12 protein-coding genes are annotated in these 17758 nt (G+C 38.1%); 4 read left to right on the top strand and 8 right to left on the bottom strand.

All coding sequences use genetic code 11. The features are described 5' to 3' along the window. The first annotated feature begins 269 nt into the window (after nucleotides 1-269). Together Q4489_RS06510 and Q4489_RS06505 are read left to right on the top strand one after the other, a co-directional pair. Nucleotides 270-2555 carry a TonB-dependent receptor gene (locus Q4489_RS06510; RefSeq protein ID WP_303478269.1) on the top strand — a complete coding sequence of 762 codons (2286 nt, stop codon included), beginning with the start codon at nucleotides 270-272 and terminating at the stop codon, nucleotides 2553-2555. A 122-nt stretch (nucleotides 2556-2677) separates the two neighbouring features. Continuing rightward, nucleotides 2678-3331, top strand: a complete 654-nt coding sequence (locus Q4489_RS06505; RefSeq protein ID WP_303478267.1) for a response regulator transcription factor — start codon at nucleotides 2678-2680, stop codon at nucleotides 3329-3331. 28 nt (nucleotides 3332-3359) lie between these two features. On the opposite strand, the gene Q4489_RS06500 is transcribed toward Q4489_RS06505, so the two are convergent. From Q4489_RS06500 to Q4489_RS06485, 4 genes are all read right to left on the bottom strand, one after another. Then, the gene (locus Q4489_RS06500) at nucleotides 3360-6845 is read right to left on the bottom strand and encodes a PAS domain-containing hybrid sensor histidine kinase/response regulator (RefSeq protein ID WP_303478265.1); all 3486 of its coding nucleotides are present in this window, start codon (nucleotides 6843-6845) and stop codon (nucleotides 3360-3362) included. Between the two features lie 145 nt (nucleotides 6846-6990). Then, nucleotides 6991-10113, bottom strand: coding sequence for an efflux RND transporter permease subunit (locus tag Q4489_RS06495; protein WP_303478263.1), 3123 nt, complete (start codon nucleotides 10111-10113; stop codon nucleotides 6991-6993). Between the two features lie 2 nt (nucleotides 10114-10115). Next, nucleotides 10116-11171 carry an efflux RND transporter periplasmic adaptor subunit gene (locus tag Q4489_RS06490; protein ID WP_303478261.1) on the bottom strand — a complete coding sequence of 352 codons (1056 nt, stop codon included), beginning with the start codon at nucleotides 11169-11171 and terminating at the stop codon, nucleotides 10116-10118. A gap of 133 nt (nucleotides 11172-11304) precedes the next feature. Next, on the bottom strand, nucleotides 11305-11811 hold the full coding sequence (locus Q4489_RS06485) for a hypothetical protein (RefSeq protein WP_303478259.1): 507 nt from the start codon (nucleotides 11809-11811) through the stop codon (nucleotides 11305-11307). Nucleotides 11812-11996: 185 nt separating this feature from the next. On the opposite strand from Q4489_RS06485, the gene Q4489_RS06480 reads away from it, so the two are divergent. Next, entirely contained in the window at nucleotides 11997-14363 is a 2367-nt protein-coding gene (locus Q4489_RS06480; protein WP_303478257.1) for a response regulator, read from the top strand. A gap of 68 nt (nucleotides 14364-14431) precedes the next feature. On the opposite strand, the gene Q4489_RS06475 is transcribed toward Q4489_RS06480, so the two are convergent. The 3 genes from Q4489_RS06475 to Q4489_RS06465 form a co-directional block, all read right to left on the bottom strand. Further along, complete coding sequence (locus Q4489_RS06475; RefSeq protein WP_303478255.1) at nucleotides 14432-14959, bottom strand: hypothetical protein; 528 nt, start codon at nucleotides 14957-14959, stop codon at nucleotides 14432-14434. A gap of 222 nt (nucleotides 14960-15181) precedes the next feature. Continuing rightward, nucleotides 15182-15754, bottom strand: a complete 573-nt coding sequence (locus Q4489_RS06470) for a 4'-phosphopantetheinyl transferase superfamily protein (protein WP_303478253.1) — start codon at nucleotides 15752-15754, stop codon at nucleotides 15182-15184. Nucleotides 15755-15860: 106 nt separating this feature from the next. Then, nucleotides 15861-16295 carry an excinuclease ABC subunit A gene (locus Q4489_RS06465; RefSeq protein WP_303478251.1) on the bottom strand — a complete coding sequence of 145 codons (435 nt, stop codon included), beginning with the start codon at nucleotides 16293-16295 and terminating at the stop codon, nucleotides 15861-15863. 309 nt (nucleotides 16296-16604) lie between these two features. Here Q4489_RS06465 and Q4489_RS06460 point away from each other — a divergent pair, with 309 nt between their 5' ends. Beyond that, nucleotides 16605-16988: a hypothetical protein gene (locus tag Q4489_RS06460; RefSeq protein WP_303478249.1), complete on the top strand. Its 384-nt coding sequence runs from the start codon at nucleotides 16605-16607 to the stop codon at nucleotides 16986-16988. A 58-nt stretch (nucleotides 16989-17046) separates the two neighbouring features. Here Q4489_RS06460 and Q4489_RS06455 read toward each other — a convergent pair whose 3' ends face one another. After that, complete coding sequence (locus tag Q4489_RS06455; RefSeq protein ID WP_303478248.1) at nucleotides 17047-17748, bottom strand: MipA/OmpV family protein; 702 nt, start codon at nucleotides 17746-17748, stop codon at nucleotides 17047-17049. Between the last annotated feature and the right edge of the window lie 10 nt (nucleotides 17749-17758).

Below are 17758 nucleotides of genomic sequence, written 5' to 3'. Positions count from 1 at the left end.
TGCGTTCTATTAGAATTATTGTTTGACCAAAAACATATATCACTCAAAACACGCGGCATAGTTACGGTTGATGTTTTTACCAACAGTCAACACATAAATGACGCATTCATTATTAAACGCCAAGGCAGAAATAGGTATAGTACTTAAGTACCACATACAGATGGAAACGCTTCGACTACATTATTAATCGACTAAAACATAATCACTGCAAAAACGATAAACATAAACCTAAAGATAAAAAAGATAAGAAGAAATCCATCGGGGGAAGTATGAAATATACAAACGTAACTGTGAGCAACAAGGCTTCACGCTACACCAAGTCACTCTGTGCAATCGCAATTAGCTCAGCGTTATTTTCAGGCAATATTATTGCTGCTGAACAAGATGAGAGTGCGAAAAAACAAGGGTTAGAACGCATTGAAGTAACCGCGCGTAAAACTACAGAAAGTCTGCAAGAAGTACCTATCGCCGTTACATCAGTTGGCGCTGCTGAATTAGCAGAAAATGGTATTGCGAATATTACTGAAATAGAACGTTTTTCACCAAATACCACCTTACAAGCGAGTCGAGGTACAAATTCAACCCTTACCGCTTTTATTCGTGGTATTGGTCAACAAGATCCTCTTTGGGGCTATGAACCTGGCGTTGGTATTTACATCGACGACGTTTACATGGCTCGACCGCAAGGAGCTGTACTTGATCTACTTGATGTTGAACGCATTGAGGTTTTACGCGGGCCACAAGGCACACTTTACGGTAAAAACACCACAGGTGGTGCAATTAAATATGTCACAAAACCTATGTCGGGTGACACTGAGTTTAACATCGAAGCAACAGTTGGTAGTTATAACCAACGTGATTTAAAAATTACCGGCCAAATTCCCTTAATTGATGAAAAACTTTATCTTGGCTTTGGCCACGGCACATTAAACCGAGACGGCTTTGGTGAATTTTTGGTAGCACCTGCTGGTGAAGATACTGAAAACTACAACAAAGATCTAACGGCATCACGATTAACACTTGAATACCATGCAAGTGACGACCTCTTTATGCGTTTAGCCTGGGATAAAACCGATGACGATTCTAACTCAAAAGGTGGGTACCGTTTATTACCGAGTTTATTAGCCCCCGATGCGCCAATTCCTGACAGTAAATACGATTCATACACAAGTTTACCTACCTGGAATAAAGTTGAACTTGAAGGCATAAGCTTAACCATTGACTGGCAAGCAACAGACAACCTTTCATTAAAATACGTTGGTGCAAAACGTGAAAGTTACTCTCCAACCAACATTGACTTTGATAACACCGGCCTACAAATTTTTGATGTACCAGCCGTATATGATGACGAAAATTCAAGTCATGAAATTCAAGCTAATTATCGCGGTAACGGTTTTAATATTGTGGGTGGCTTGTACCAATACTCGGGTGAATCTTGTGGTAAGTATGACGCCATCATCTTTTTAAGCTTAACCGCTGAGAAATCAGGTTGTAATGAAAGCGATTCTGTTGCTGCCTATTTACAAAGTAATATTGATTTAACCGATAAATTGTCTTTAACTTTAGGCGCACGTTATACCAAAGAAGAACGTAAAGCTGATGTATATTCAGATACTTATGCAAGTATTGTCTACCCTTATGACAATTGGGTTGATGGTTATACACAAGACCCTAATTTACCGCAAACACAAGTGCTTGGTAAAGATAGTAATGGCGACGGTATATTAGATACCATGAAATCTGATGAGTGGTCACGTTTTACACCGCGGGTAGGTATAGAATATCAGGCTGACAGAGATACCATGTATTTTGCTAGTTACTCACAAGGCTTTAAATCAGGTACCTTTAACCCTCGTGCTGGTGCTAATGAAAACGCAGCCGATCCAGAAATTGTTGATTCTTTCGAAATTGGTATGAAAAAAGATTGGACGGATAACCTAAGAACCAACATCACCGCCTTTGCAACTAAACATAAAGACAGACAATATATTGTTGTTCTACCGCAAGAAAACCCAACAGATTTAGGTCAAAACTTAGCAAATGCGGCAAGCTCTGATGTACAGGGTATTGAAGCAGAAGTGACATGGTTGGCCAGTGAGAACTTAACGATAAACATGGCTTACGGGCACATTTCAGCCGATATAGAACAAGATGAAAATATTAATGTTCCGTTAGTAGGTTTATCAAATACCCCTGATAATACCTTTAATGTTTCTGCAAACTACTTATTAGAAACAGACATGGGTATTTTTATGTTTAACGCCGGTTATTACTATCGTGATGAATACATCATTTTTGAAGATGATGATTCATTGAATCAAGAAGGTTTTGGCCAAGTTAATGCGAGCATTGCTTGGGAAAGCAATGACGGCAACTGGTACGGTGGTTTACACGCGAAAAATATTACCGATGAAGAATACATGGTAGGCGGTTATAACTTTACTAGCCGTAATCCTGACGGCTCATATGGTCCTGGTTTTGGTGGAGACACCACACTAATTGGTTACTATGGTGATCCGCGTACTATTCACTTAACTGTAGGTTATCGCTTTTAATTTAGCGTAGACTAGCGCGTGTTGAACAACGTTTACCCCAAAAAGATTAACACGCGCTAAACTGAAGGGGGCACTAGCGCCCTCTTCTTCATTCTGTTTTAATAGTCTTACAAAGGTTTATTATGAGTGAAGATGTTGTGAAATTAGCGGTTGCCGATGATCACCCATTATTTAGAACTGCGTTAATTCAAGCGGCAAGTAAATTACTACCAACAAGCGAAATAATCGAAGCTGATTGTTACGATAGTCTTATCCAAGTAATTCAACAACACCCTGATATTGAACTTATTTTCCTTGATTTGAACATGCCCGGTAATGAAGGTTTTACTGGCTTAACGTCAATCAAAAATGCCTATCAAGACATTCAAGTGGTTATGGTATCTGCAAACGAAGACCCTAGTGTCATTAGTAAAGCGATTGACTTGGGCGCAAGTGGTTATATCCCTAAATCAGCCTCTTTAGATCAAATTGCCGCCGCAATTGAAGAAGTACTCGACGGTGAAACATGGCTACCAGTTGGTATTGATTTAACCAATATCGAACCGACTCCGGCAAAAGCACTTGCTGATAAGTTACATAAATTAACCCCTGCACAATATCGGGTTTTGCAAATGATCGCAGACGGGTTACTTAATAAACAAATCGCCTATGAAATGAATATTCAAGAACCAACAGTAAAAAATCATGTTTCGGCTATTTTACAAAAGCTGCAAGTAAATAACCGCACACAGGCCAGTATGCTGTTTCAAAACCTGAAACAAATGACTGCAAATTAAGGGCTGTTATTGTACGTTTAAAAAAGCATTAAGTACTTACCATCAACGATTTTATCGTGCGTTTTAATGCCGCAGGTTTTACCGGCTTATTAATAAAAATAAAATTATTCTCAACGACTTGCTCATAAAGCTCTTCGGAATGATCAGCAGAATTGATAATGATAGGGATCTGGCACTGTAAAGTATTACGAATATGATTTACGGCATCAACACCCGTTTTACCATGATCTAAATGATAATCAGCCAAAATCATCTCTGGTAACTGCTGCTGACATTTCACTAAAGCCGTTTGCGCGTCATGTGCAACACTCACCTGACACCCCCACTCTAATAGTCGTTGTTCCATCGCAGCTAAAACTGCAGCATCGTTATCAATCACTAAAACGTGTAAGCCCGCTAAATCTCGTCTATTTCGATTAATAACAGGCAATGCATCAGTATCAGCTGTTTGCGACATTTTGATCACTGGCAATGATAAAGTAAAACAGCTTCCGCTATTTAACGACGAAGTTAAGGTTAACGGAATACCTAAAATTTTACAGATTCGCGAAGTAATCGCGAGCCCTAAGCCTAAACCTACATGGTGTTTATTACCTTGAGCCCCTTCAATTTGCTCAAAATCATTAAAAATACGTTGTTGATCTTCTTGTTTAATACCGACTCCCGTATCAACCACTTCAATGATCAACTTTTGTTGCAGTTGATAGGCATTTAATGAAATTGTGCCACGATCAGTATAGCGTAGCGCATTGGCTAATAAGTTTTGTAACACGCGTCTTAATAACGCTTTATCAGAACGGGTTGCGCAATTTTCAATGCGTTGTTCTAGGGTTAATTGCTTATTTTGGGCAAGATAAGCAAACTCTTCAGCGATCGGTCGTATAAAGCTTTCAATATTGAAATCTTCTAAATAAGGCGTTGTGCTACCGGCATCTAATTTTGTCAGCTCTAATATCGAACTGAGTAACTGTTCGGCATTGGTTAACGAATAATGGATATTGTCACTTAATTCTGTAATTTCAGCTTTATCGCCGTTTTGCTCTCGTGCTTTTTCAGCAAGAATTGAAGAAAATAAACTGGCCGCATTAAACGGCTGCAACAAATCATGACTTAATGCCGCAAAGTAACGTGTTTTATTAATATTAGCTTGCTCTGCTTCTTGCTTCGCCGCTTGTAAATGTAAGTTTAATTGCTGTAAATCGTGCGTACGTTGTTCAACGCGAGACTCTAAGTGAACATTCACTTCTTCTAACGCTTTTTGTGTGTTAACAAACTCGGTAATATCAGCATACGTTGTAACAAAGCCACCTCCAGGCAATGGATTACCAGACATTTCATATACCTTGCCATTTTTCTGTACCCGCTGAAACCGGTAGGAAATTCCTTTTCTAAGATAGCCAATACGTTTAGCAATCTCTTCATCATTGTTATCTTTATTAAATAAGCCTCTGTTAGCATTAAATTGTAAAACTTCTTCAACCGGCCTACCGACAAAAATCTCTTTTTCAGGATAATCAAACATTTCGATGTATCGGCGATTCCATGCAACAACACGCAATTCTTTGTCTACCACAGAAATCCCTTGTTCAACATTTTGTATTGTCGCTTGAAGTAACGAACGATTAAAACGTAACAACTCGCTCGCTTCATCAACAATATCGACCACATCATTTAATAATGCGCTACGTCTACGTTTAGCTGAATCAAACAAAAGCTTCGCGGAAGCTCCGCCAATAACGCCAGCTAATTCTTGTTCTGCTTTTTGCTCTAAAGCAACTGGCGCTACATGCTCCCAGTTAAACACCTGTTGTTGAAAGTAATCACCTATAAGCTGATCAGCTACCGTTGGACCAAAAAAACGGGCCACTAAACTATGCAAGTCACGAATGGTTAATGCAGATGATATTTGATTAAAATCTCGTTGAGAGTCATCTGGGTGAATAAACTTTACTGCATGCAATTGCTCAGTAATTTCTGGTGTTGCAGTCAAAGAGTAATATACAAACACCAAAAAGCTTGCCACGAGACTAATAAACACTCCGTGAGAAATAAACTCGAGCTCTAAGCCAAACATCATCGTGGGACGGAGCCAGGCGATACCTAAAAAACCTTCCTGTAATAGTGCATCAATATTAATCACACTCTGATGAAGCGAAGGTAACAACAAGGTGTAGGCCCAAAAGAGTGTACCAACAATAATACTGCGGTAAGCCGCTTTTTGGTTTGCTTTACGCCATACTAGCCCGAGTAATAATGCAGGAGAAAACTGCGCAACTAGCGACATAGACATTAAGCCAGTAACCGCTAACAGTTCAGAATTAGAGGTAACCTGATAATAGGCATAAGCCGCTAAAAGTATAATGACAATGGCGATACGGCGGATCAACAACAATTTATCAGGGCTTAATTTTTGTAGTTGTCCAGCATGTGCTTCACGATTTAGCAATTTAGGCGTGATCAAGTCATTAGAAATCATAATGCTTAATACGATGGTTGCAACAATTACCATACTAGTCGCTGCTGAAAAGCCCCCTAAAAATGACACTAATGTCATTAATTGACTTCCTGCTAATATCGGCAATTGCAGCATAAAACTGTCAGAACCAACACTCACACCGTCAAATAAAATTAAGCCGGCATAAGCAATAGGCAGTGCAAAAATATTAATTAAAATCATATAGAAAGGAAATAACCAGCGTGCTGTTTTCAGTTCCTTTTCTTCATCTAACTCAATGAATGTCATGTGGAATTGACGTGGTAAACAAAACATCATCAGCACACCAAGCAATGTTTGCATAACATAAACATAACTGGGTGGTGAACTAATGTTTTGTACCGCATGATGAACACTTGCTTGCTTAAACAGCTCTGTGATGCCATCAAACATATAAAAACACACGAAAAAGCCAATCGCTAAAAACGTAAATAGCTTAACAATTGATTCGAATGCTATCGCTAATAAAAGTCCAGGGTTATGTTCAGAGGGGCGAATACGTCTAGTTCCGAACAATATGGCAAACACAGCTAACGTAACGGTAAATAAAAGTGTGACATCGACCGGCGATTGCTCATTGGGGTAATTAATCACTTCATTAAAGCTACTTGTGATCGCCCGAAGCTGCAAAGCAATATAGGGAATAATAGCAAATACGGCGGTTACGGTTATTAGCCCTGCTAATTTTGAAGACTTACCATAACGAGATGAAATAAAATCAGCTAACGAGGTTAACGACTGTTCACGACAAATACGCGCAACTTTTAGCACTAATGGCCAGGCAAAAATAAACACTAAAATAGCGCCAGTATAGGTTGGCGTAAACCACCAACCCGTGGTTGCCGATTGCCCTGTTACGCCATAAAACGCCCAAGAGGTACAATAAACACCCAAGCCTAGGCTATAAACTACCGGTTTAACCTTTTTTGAAATTGTGTATTTATCACCAACAAAGGCAATGGTAAACAGTAAAATTAGGTAGAAAAAGCTTAATAAAACTAAGACAGAAATCGGCAGCATAACAGACAATTTTTTATTATTGTTTTAGCCATACTAATCTATCTATCTAAAATTGCGAATAGTGCTTAAGTACTGTGATGCCTTCTCGTATAATAAAGTCTCCATTTTTATACTGAATAATATGATCAAGTATATTTAATTAGCACTATTTTCTATGCAGTACAGCAACGAGTAACGCGGGTAAAAAAGTTAGGCTTAAAAAGGTAGAAACAAAAATACCGCTTAACACAATAACCCCTACCCCACGGTATAATTCTGTACCTTCGCCTGGAATAAGCACTAATGGCGCTAGCCCAAAAAGTGTGGTTGCTGTTGACATAAGAATCGGTTTTAAGCGTTTTTCTACCGATTGAATCACTGCTTCTCTAACCGCCATGCCTTGCTCAAGAACAAAACGGCGCGTTTGATCCACAATTAATATCGGGTTATTGACCACCGTGCCCAATAAAATTAGAAAACCAAGCATGGTGATCATATCAAAAGGAAGGTGTATTAAACCAAGGCCAACAACGCCTAACGCTTTATTTAATCCATTAATAAGCACTAGCCCCAACAAGCCACCAGCCATACCAAGCGGTACTGTAGCAAGAATAAATAACGGGTAACGCCAATGAGTAAAGATTGCCACTAACAATAAATAACACAAGACAAGCGCGATAATAAAGTTGCTACTTAAAGATGCCTGCGTTGCTTCGAGCTGATCGGCTGCGCCACTAATACTGACATTAATCCCTTGTGCAATGGCACCTTGCTGCCATAGTGCTGGCAATAACTCTTGTCGCACTTTTTGCTCAGCGATTTCTAAAGCCACATTACGTGGTGGAATGATATAAACCGTTACTGTTCGTTTACCATCAACACGACGTAAAGAGTTACTGTTTTGGCTTTCTTTTAAATCAGCCAAGGCTTTTAAGGGCAGAACTTCACCATCAGGGGCAATAATTGGTGTATTAGCTAACTGCGTAAGGCTTTGCTGGTTACCTTCGCCACTGAAGAGAAAAATATCGACTTTATCATCTTCTAAAATAAATTCATCTACATAGGCACCATCACTCATTGCGGCAATAGCATAACCAAAATCGTTATTGTTAATCCCTAACTCTGAAAGCCTTTGCCACCTTGGGCTAATTTCAATTAATGGTTGATCTAAGGTTAACGAACTTGGATCTGAATTGATCTGTGGGTTATCAAACACAACACTTGCTTGTTGATAAACAGCATCTGCGGCTTGATATAATTCATTAATATCACTACCCGCTATATCAACAGCAACAGCCCTTGTACCTCCATCATTACTTGAAATAATAGATCCTCGTGATGAGAAGGCACGCATATCGGGATAACTTTTAAATTTATCAGTGATCGCTGTCATCATTTGATCAATATACGTTGCATCTTTCGGCGCACTTAGTAGCCAAATTCGCCCAACAGACACTGACATTGAGTAGTATTCAAGAGGAGGCATTTCAGACTGACCCGCTGAAAATTTTTCTTCGTGCGCATCTAACACAAAAGGATCTAAATACGCTCTGATCTCTTCCCCTATTACCATCATTTCCGATAAATTATAGCTTGGTGGGGCGATCATTGACGAAAACGCTTTGGGTTCTTCACCTTCTGGTAAATATTCTGCTGCCGGCATCAATAAAAATGCACTTGTTAGAATCACAACGATAAATGCCGCAGAAGTAATGCGTGCATGTTTTTTGGTTTGGGTAAAACGATTCGCTAACAGTAACCATTTCTTTGACAGTGCTAATTGTTTTCCATGTTGTAAGTCTTTTTTCTTACTTAAAGTGGCAAGTGCAACAGGCACCACAAAAATAGCCACAAACATTGAAGCAATAATAGCGCCTGAAATTGCAATGGCGATATCAGAATATAACTGTCCTGCTTCTTGCTCGACAAATAAAATAGGCGCAAATACTAATACTGTTGTCGCTGTAGAAGCTAAAACCGCAGGCCAAACCTCAGTCACACCATTAATTGCAGCTTGTACTTTACTGACACCTTGACGCTTTGCTTGCATGATAGACTCAAGCACTACAATGGTATTATCCACCGTCATGCCGATGGCAAAAGCAACCCCCGCCAACGAAATAACGTTAATGGTTCGACCAAATAACATTAATGCTAAAAAGGCTGCGATGGTACAAATAGGTATCCCCATCACACCAACTAATGTTGCCTTGCCAGAGCGTAAAAATAAATACATCACAAGAGTTGCTAACAGTGCGCCAAGCGCTAAATTGATCCACACATTTTCTAACGAGCTTTTTACATAACGAACGTCATCACTCATTAAGGTTAATTCAAGGCCATTTTGCGCTAATAACTGTTGGTTAATTTCTTCCACAATAGGTAGCATGGCTTCTTTAATCGCAAGTACATTTGAGCCACTTTCACGTCTTACAGACAACCTGAGTGTTCGTTCGCCATCTTTATAAGAAACACTTCGCGTTTCAAAATGATCTAAGTTAACTATCGCTACATCTTTTAAACGAATATCAGTGCTATTTTTTCTGGCAACAACTAACTCTTCTAATTCGCTCAATTGTTCAAAACGACCAATAACGCGCAATAAGTAACGACTCTTACCACTTTCTATATCACCCGCAGAGGTATCTTTATTACGTGTTCGAATCGCGGTTCTTAACTCAGGTAAACTAACCCCTCGTTGTGCTAACCGAGCAGCATCAACTTTAATTTGAATTTGACGCTGAGCGCCACCGCTTACGCGAACTTCAGAAACGCCTGCTACGCTTTCCATACGAGGCCGAACAAAATCTTCGGCATAATCTCTGAGCATATCAACATCAAGATCAAACGGATTACCTGCAACCGGTTTGAGGGTAAAATACATAAACGCATTACCCGAAAATGAGCTCGAATAAAGCCTAGGTTGGTCAACGTTCTCAGGATAAGCGGGCACTTGACTTAACGCGTTATTCACCCGAATAAGTGCATCATTTGCGTCAACACCAAAGGGAAACTCTAATTCAATATTCGCTTCACCCATATCAGCGAACGATACCATTCGCTTGAGGTTTGATAAACCGCGTAAATATCGTTCCTGCTCGATTAGGATCTCTTTTTCAACATCTTGTGGTGTTGCGCCCGGCCAGCCCGTTTGTACAGAAATGGTTCTAACTTCTAAATCAGGGATCATTTGTACCGGGATATTAAGTGCGCCTACAACACCTAAAATGCTACAAATTAGTACAACAACGGCAACTAATACGCCTTGGTTAACGGCTTGTTTAATCATGGCTACTCACCCTTTACCGTTACTTTGCTACCCGCTTTTAAAATGGCTACTCCCGTTGTAACGACTCGTTGGTGCTCATTTATCCCTACAACAGCCACTTTGCTTCCTTCGCTTTTCGTGACCTTTACTTTGACATTTGTTGCTCTGCCATTATCAACAATAAACACTGAGCGACCACCATCAGGGTGAGTTTTGATTGATGATTTAGGCAACCAAACTAGCTGTTTATTTGTAGCATCACCCGAAAAGGCAATATTCACTTTCGCTGACATACCAGACACTAAATTATGCCCTTGAGGTAGGTCTACCCACGCGGTCACTGCTCGGCTTTGTTCATTTGCAACAGGTACTATTTGGCTCAACGTTGCTGTAATGGGCTTAGCACCAATGATGTCAGGAATAATGGTAACGTTATGAGTTTTGGGGTTAGTTAATTGAAATAAGTATTCTTGCGGAATTGCAAGTTTTACCCGAAGCTGTTGTTGCTCAACGAGTGTATACACAACCGTTTGTTGAGTAACCCATTCACCAATATCAATATGGCGTGCTGAAACAACACCTGCAAAAGGTGCACGTAATACATGTCGCTTTAATGTTTCTTTATATTGTTCAACACTTGCTTTAGCACGTAAAACCTGTGCTTCGGCTATAGATAATTGAGAGCGACGTTCCCCTATCGTTGTTTGTGCAACCACCTTTTTACTTGAAAGCTCTTCAACTTCTTGCAATAGACGATTAGCTTCTGACTGCTCCGCTTGTGCTGATTGATAGTCGGCCATTGCTTGCTGTAATTCAAGTTCAGCGAGTTGACTATCAAGCTGCATGAGTTGTTGGCCTTTAGAAACAACATCACCTGCTTCTACAAAAATGTTAGCGATTACCCCCGCTTGTAAAGGGGCTAAACTTGCATGTTGCTTAGATTCGATACTGCCAGAAAGCGTTAATGTTTCATTTACGCTGGCAACCTCACCGTTAGTAACCTCAACATTAATTGCAGATTCTGCATGTGCCGTTAACGTAAATACAGCAAAAACAAGTGATATCAGTAACCTTTCCATAAAACCTCAACCATTAGGTGTAATAATAACTATTTGCATTAGGGTATACGAAATTTACATGCTATTCATTACATTAACGCTAAAAAGCTTAATATTTAAGAGGAAAGTATACATATTTGGTCAATTGATAAAGTTACGCCATTACACCAAGCTTTTGTAAAACCTCATCTATTTCAATCGTGGAAAACTTCGCATTACGCCACTTAGGTTTTTTACTTGAATCCATGTATGAAATCGTCAGCTTTCTATCTTTAAATGAATTACCCAAGTTGTGTTCTCGAAACATAAGGTGTGTAGCGATATCTTTAAGGTTTTCAACAAATGAATGAATTTCGAACGGATCGGTTAACATGACTTGTTCGCCGTCAACGTGATATGTCGTTGTTCTGATCAAACCATATTTAGGTGAGCTATATTGAAAAGCAGCGTTTACTTCGCCAAAGTGTGCGAAATTGGGTAAGTAAAGCCTAACCGCAGTTACCTTACCTTCATGAACATCAAGATGTAATTGGCTATCACCATCTCGTGTATGTGCGGTGATTTGTGAATGCTGATTGTCAACATACCATTGACCGATGAATTCTTCACCTGATACCGTTGTAAAGAAAAAGAATAACCCAAGAAATAATAAAAAATGCATTGCTTATAGCCTCTTCTAACCTTTAACTACTATTACCAAAAGGCAATTGAATAGCAAGTGTCAAACCCCAGACAAGCAAAATGAAACGCTAGAAAATATGTTTCTTTGATTTAACAATATACAAATATCAAAATTTGTCTAAACTTTACATGTTGTTACTGAATTTGAAGCAAAAGGATATAAATGTGGAACACACATATAACCTGTTAAGTTTAACGTCACATATTTTTTCGATTAAATGGCAAAATGAAGACTGTACTATCATTAGCAATGCTTCAGATAATACCCGGCAAATTCTATTAACAGGCAGCGAGCTACCTGATGACATTACAACGCTCATCGTCGATCAACAAATAATAAAACAACGGCAACAACTCATTCAAAAGAATAAAGCAAATGTGATCCACATCCCTGTTTATGGCGTCAAATATCTTAACCAACCCACAACATTTCTGCGTGAAGAAATCATTATTCAACCAAGTGACCACGCCATTTCATTTTTTACCGATGTTACAGAATTAGTAAAACAACGCGAAATCACTAAAAAGTCACAACAGCGATTAGCACTTGTATTAGAAGGTACAAGGCTTGGTATGTGGGACTGGAACCCACAAACCAATGAGGTAACGTTTGATGATAGATGGGCTGAAATGCTAGGGTTGAAACTCGCTGATTTAACTCAAACGTTGGCTGATTGGCAAGATAGAGTTCATCCAGAAGATATTGAAGACTGCTTTGCAGACATAACCGCACATATAGATGGAAAAACATCCTTTTATGAAAACCTTCATCGTATGCGTCATTCAGATGGTGAATGGCGCTATATTCTTGATAGAGGTAAAGTAGTTGAAAAAGACGACCATGGCAAACCAATACGTTTTACTGGCACACATACTGACGTTACCGCACTAAAAATGGCTGAGTTACAAGCTAAAAGTGCGCTTTCGGCAAGAAGCCGCTTTTTTGCAAATATGTCTCATGAATTAAGAACGCCACTTCATGGTATATTAAACCTTGCCGAGTTTGGCTTGGCAGAGACCCATTGCGATGAAAAAGATCAAGCCCTAAAAAGTATTTTAAGTTCTACAAATATACTGGCAAATATTGTGAATGATGTACTCGACTTTTCTAAAATAGAAGCAGGAAAGTTAGAAATAGAGCACATTGAATTTGAGTTAGCCAATGTGATCACATCAGTAATAAAGCCGCTTAGCCAAATTGCACAAAGTAAAGGTGTTAACCTTGTATCCCACATCGATGACCAAGTAGCAAAGGTACTGAAAGGCGATCCTGTACGTGTTATCCAAATTTTAAATAACCTTTGTGCTAACGCTTTAAAATTCACCGACAAAGGTAGCGTACAACTAAGTGTGAATGTGCTTGAAACAACTGACACCTGTCAACACATTCAATTTGAAGTCATTGATACCGGTATAGGTATAGACACTAAGATACAACCAAACTTATTTAAAGCATTTCACCAAGCTGATGCATCAACCTCACGAAAATATGGCGGCACAGGGTTAGGGCTTTCCATTTGTGTAAAATTAAGTGAAATGATGGCCGGTAAATTAGACTTCATAAGTGAAAAAGGACAAGGCACCACCTTTACCTACCAGCAAAAATTTACGGTTAGTGGTCTGTCTGAAATAGCCAAAACTCACCATGAAACGGTAAATTTACAACAAGCCAATATACTGATTGCAGAAGACAATCGTGTAAACCAAACTATCGTAACAAAAATGTTATCTGCGCATAATGTAAATGCCACCGTAGTAGAAAACGGCCAAGAATGTATAGATTATTGTCGAGAAAATATTGTTGACCTCATTTTTATGGACATTCAAATGCCAGTGATGGATGGCATTGAAGCAACCAAACTTTTACGCTCAAGCAAAGCTAGCTCGCATATTCCTATCATCGCAATGACAGCAAATACAATGAAAGAAGACATTGAGCAATACCTTGCTATTGGCATGAACGGTTATATCACCAAACCTTTTAATCGCGCAAAGTTAAATAGCTTATTAACAATTTACGCTCCACAACATGAACACCCAGGTATTAATAATTTGGCGGTTAGAATTAGCGACCCAACCATTAACAACGAAGAAAAATTACAAACGATATGCCAAGCACTTAAGCAATTAATTCCCCAAGCAAATCGCATAAGTTTATGGATATTTAACCAAGAATACACCCAGATACAATGCCTTCAGTGTTTAGATCATAACAACGAATATAGTAATGGTTTAGTATTAAAAGCGGCTGATTTTCCACGTTATTTTAAGTATATTCTAAAAAATGAGGTATTAGACGCCTCACATGCAAGAGAGAACCCAGTAACGAAATGCTTCAATGAAAGTTACTTTGAACCCTTTAAGATATTTTCATTGCTCGATTACATTTTCTCAATTGACGAAAAACCATTAGGGGTAATTTGTTGTGAAAATGTAGGCAGCCAAGTGAACTGGACCGAAAGTGATAAAAGCGCATTGATAACTGTAGCGAATATTACGACGCTGTTTTTTTCTAGAGATATAATCGGTTGATAGGAACACTTTCAAAAACAAATTGTTCAAGCTGAACCCAAAAGAATGTAAAAATTTACTTAAGCTCATTAATTATTAGCATTAATTTTTAAAAAATAATAAATGGGCCATTGGTGGGTAGAGCCATGGTAATCAAAACTTTCTTTCAAGTGTGTTATATCCACGCCTTCACTATAAACAGGCGCTTTATTACTACCTGGTACCTTATCTTCATGGTCAAAATAAGTAACACTTTCATCAGCACAACGCCCAAAATTCTGCGTGCCATAATTCCAGAATATTCCGCCATAAACAGAAACTGGCGCTAAATAAACGCTTTTTACCTTCATATGTTCATTAGCAGCTTTAAGCCCTTCACAAAGCCCTAAATTAATAAAACCGCCACAACTGTGACCAATGACTTTAACCGATGTTAACTGATCAAATTGTGTTAACTTTTCAGCTATTTTAGTACCAATTCGTCGACCATTTACCGAACATGTTAATGCATTATCAGCATAGTGCTCCCAATCTATATTGATCACAAATTCATGCTCATCGTGTTGTTTTAAGAGCGACTCAAGTTGTTTCGCCCAACCTCTGTTAGAATCTTTCAATCCATGGCTAATCACCGTAATTGAACGGGTTTGATGCGACGAGTTTGAGATCTCAGGCAAGGGTATATTATAGTGAGTAAAAGGCCAGAATATATAAACTAACAATACCAGCGTTACTAAGACAAAACTTAATATAGGCAAGTAGAATGCAAAAAACATAGCCCAAAAGAACCAAGAATTTTTATGATACTGATAAAATGCTAGCAACCGCTTTTTCATGCGTTAATTGATCTCAATAAACTTATAACTTGCTTGTTTCGTGCAAACAAACGTACCAACATACTCATGTAAATCAAAGCTAATCGATGTCAACGATTGTGCTAACAATATTTTATCGCTATCAAGTGAAAATAATGTTGATAATGGTTGTCCAGTAGCTTTCATCAACGCTTCTTTTAAAGTCCATTGGCGATAAAACGCTACAGAATCATTTAAGTTTAACCGAAAATTTTCTTGTTCTTTAACACTCAAACAGGTTTTTGCCAAACTTTCTAAATCTCTTTTTTTGGTTTTATTTTCAATATCAACGCCAAAAATAAAAGGCTTTTCTGATAGCTGAAAAGCAACTGAAATTGCCTTTCCTGAATGACTTAATGATACTCGGCAAACAAGGTTCGAATTGAATAATGCGTGCAAACACTGCTCTTGATGATTAAAAACAACCTCAATATCTTCACTTGCATAATTAAAACAAAGACCAACATATTTTTTGATTAATGCACGACTTTGAAGAAAAGTTAACTTCGATTTTACTGATCGTTTTAATAAAAATTGCTCACGCTCAGAATTAAACAAGCTGAACTCGAATGATGAAGGTACAGCGTAATTTCTGGTGTTAATGATTAAAAAATCCAATGCTAACATTTGTGTTTTATTGAACAAAAATAGACAGCCTTCAGTTTTAAAGTTTTACTAAAGTGCCCTTTAATGTTACTCCTGCTAAAATGGCGCCTGCGCCACACTCAAAGTGTGTTTCGCTGACAAACTCACGCTTTTTATAATATGACTCAATACCAACAACGGCATTCATTCCCTCTTTTAATGCTCGTGCTTGCAATGCCTTTAATGCCGATAGCATTACCCATTCGCATGCTTCTTTATCTGATTTCATAAAAGCATTGGTTTTTTTATTAGTCATCACTTCACCATACGTTTTTTGAGAATCGCCAAAGCTTTGCTTACCAAAGTATAGTTTTACATCACTATTTAAAGCGTCTTTAGCTTTAGTACTTTCTAACAACTTCTCTATTGAATATGAATCAATTCTGTCTGCAGCTTTGGCTTGAAAAATAACTAACACAGTAAACAAGCTAGCTAATAAAAACGTTAATTTCATGGGGGGCTCCTTCAATCCTTTAATAATACATATAGATGTCGTTATAAACATTCAGTAAAAATAGCGATAATGAATAATTAACTATAAGCCATTGTTATTTCTATATTAATATTTCATTGCAAAGCAGTTACATGTGTTCAACTATAACTGGCTAGTTCAGATATAAAAGTATAAGTCGACGTTGAAATAACAGCCATCATAATTAATTTTTTTAAAAATATAAATCAATAACTTATATAAATTACATCCGTAAAAAATATCGTTATAATAACTGTTTTTTAACACTATGAAATATTCAGAAGGAAATTCATGAAATATATCTTACTTTCCATCCTAATTACACTCACACTCGCTGGCTGTAAAACTTCTCAAGTAATTTATAACACACAAGCAAGTGTTCCAGTTAATATCAGTAATGAAACAATGAAAAAGTCGATTATTGATGCTTTATTATATAAGCGGTGGCGGGTGCTGAAAACCAACGATAACAACATTATTGCTGGCATTGATGTTCGCGATCATTATGCAGAAATTAAAATCACCTATAACAACAGTGACTATTCTATCGATTATCAAAACAGCGACAACTTAGATTACTCTTCATCTAAAAACAAAATTCACCGTAATTACAATAAATGGATTAAGCTACTTGCTGCCGAAATAGAAAGAAATGCCTTATTGGCTAACCGCTAATTTCGAAGGCACTTATTTGAAGTGCCTTTACTTTAATGTCGCTCATCTATAAACCTTTTTAACGTATAATCCAAGCCATACCTAACCCTATTGAAATGTTGTCTTTTCTTTCAACTAAGGGGCTATCTTCACTTTTCATTCCTTGAAGGTTACGGTACATCATAAAACCAGCCAACCATAAACTGCCCTTGCGATAAACAACACCTGAAGAAATACTTGAATGTAAATAACCCCCATGCGAGGTATAGGCTTCACGAATGTTAGATTGATATTTTTTATCGACACCATAATACAACTGATGAAAGTCATCTGTAGCGAAATTTACCGTTAAACGATTTTGCCAAGTAAGGTTTGCGTTGAATTGATTTGCTATCAGTGATTGCGATAAATAAGAAGCACCGTATTGCCAACCTGCATTATCGAGGTAACTAAAATCTGTCATCACCACTTTTCGACTAAAAACTTCAAAATATGATTTTTCTGAAGAATATTGTTGTCCTGAAAGGTAATACTTAAGGGCGGGACCCGCTTGAAATGTCCAGTCGATATCTGGCATGCCCTTTCTAAGGTCAACCTCAGCGCTTTTTACAGGAATATTTGCTGAAAATGAAAAGTCGAGAGTGATATTTTCCAACTGCCACAAGTGACCTAATAACCCATCTCGATTAACCTTGATATGCTCATTTTGATAATAAAAATAAGGTAAAGGTACAAGGTAATTTTTTCGTGAATTAGCACCAGTATATTGAGACGTGGACAACGCAAAAACG

This window comes from Thalassotalea sp. 1_MG-2023, assembly GCF_030546745.1.
Taxonomy (GTDB): domain Bacteria; phylum Pseudomonadota; class Gammaproteobacteria; order Enterobacterales; family Alteromonadaceae; genus Thalassotalea_C.
Note: the sequence above shows the minus strand (reverse complement) of the source record. Positions and strands in the feature narration are given on the sequence as shown.

Coding starts and splice junctions, on each gene's coding strand:
- Q4489_RS06510 (WP_303478269.1), top strand. CDS start 270: ATGAAATATACAAACGTAACTGTGAGCAACAAGGCTTCACGCTACACC.
- Q4489_RS06505 (WP_303478267.1), top strand. CDS start 2,678: ATGAGTGAAGATGTTGTGAAATTAGCGGTTGCCGATGATCACCCATTA.
- Q4489_RS06500 (WP_303478265.1), bottom strand. CDS start 6,845: ATGCTGCCGATTTCTGTCTTAGTTTTATTAAGCTTTTTCTACCTAATT.
- Q4489_RS06495 (WP_303478263.1), bottom strand. CDS start 10,113: ATGATTAAACAAGCCGTTAACCAAGGCGTATTAGTTGCCGTTGTTGTA.
- Q4489_RS06490 (WP_303478261.1), bottom strand. CDS start 11,171: ATGGAAAGGTTACTGATATCACTTGTTTTTGCTGTATTTACGTTAACG.
- Q4489_RS06485 (WP_303478259.1), bottom strand. CDS start 11,811: ATGCATTTTTTATTATTTCTTGGGTTATTCTTTTTCTTTACAACGGTA.
- Q4489_RS06465 (WP_303478251.1), bottom strand. CDS start 16,295: ATGAAATTAACGTTTTTATTAGCTAGCTTGTTTACTGTGTTAGTTATT.
- Q4489_RS06460 (WP_303478249.1), top strand. CDS start 16,605: ATGAAATATATCTTACTTTCCATCCTAATTACACTCACACTCGCTGGC.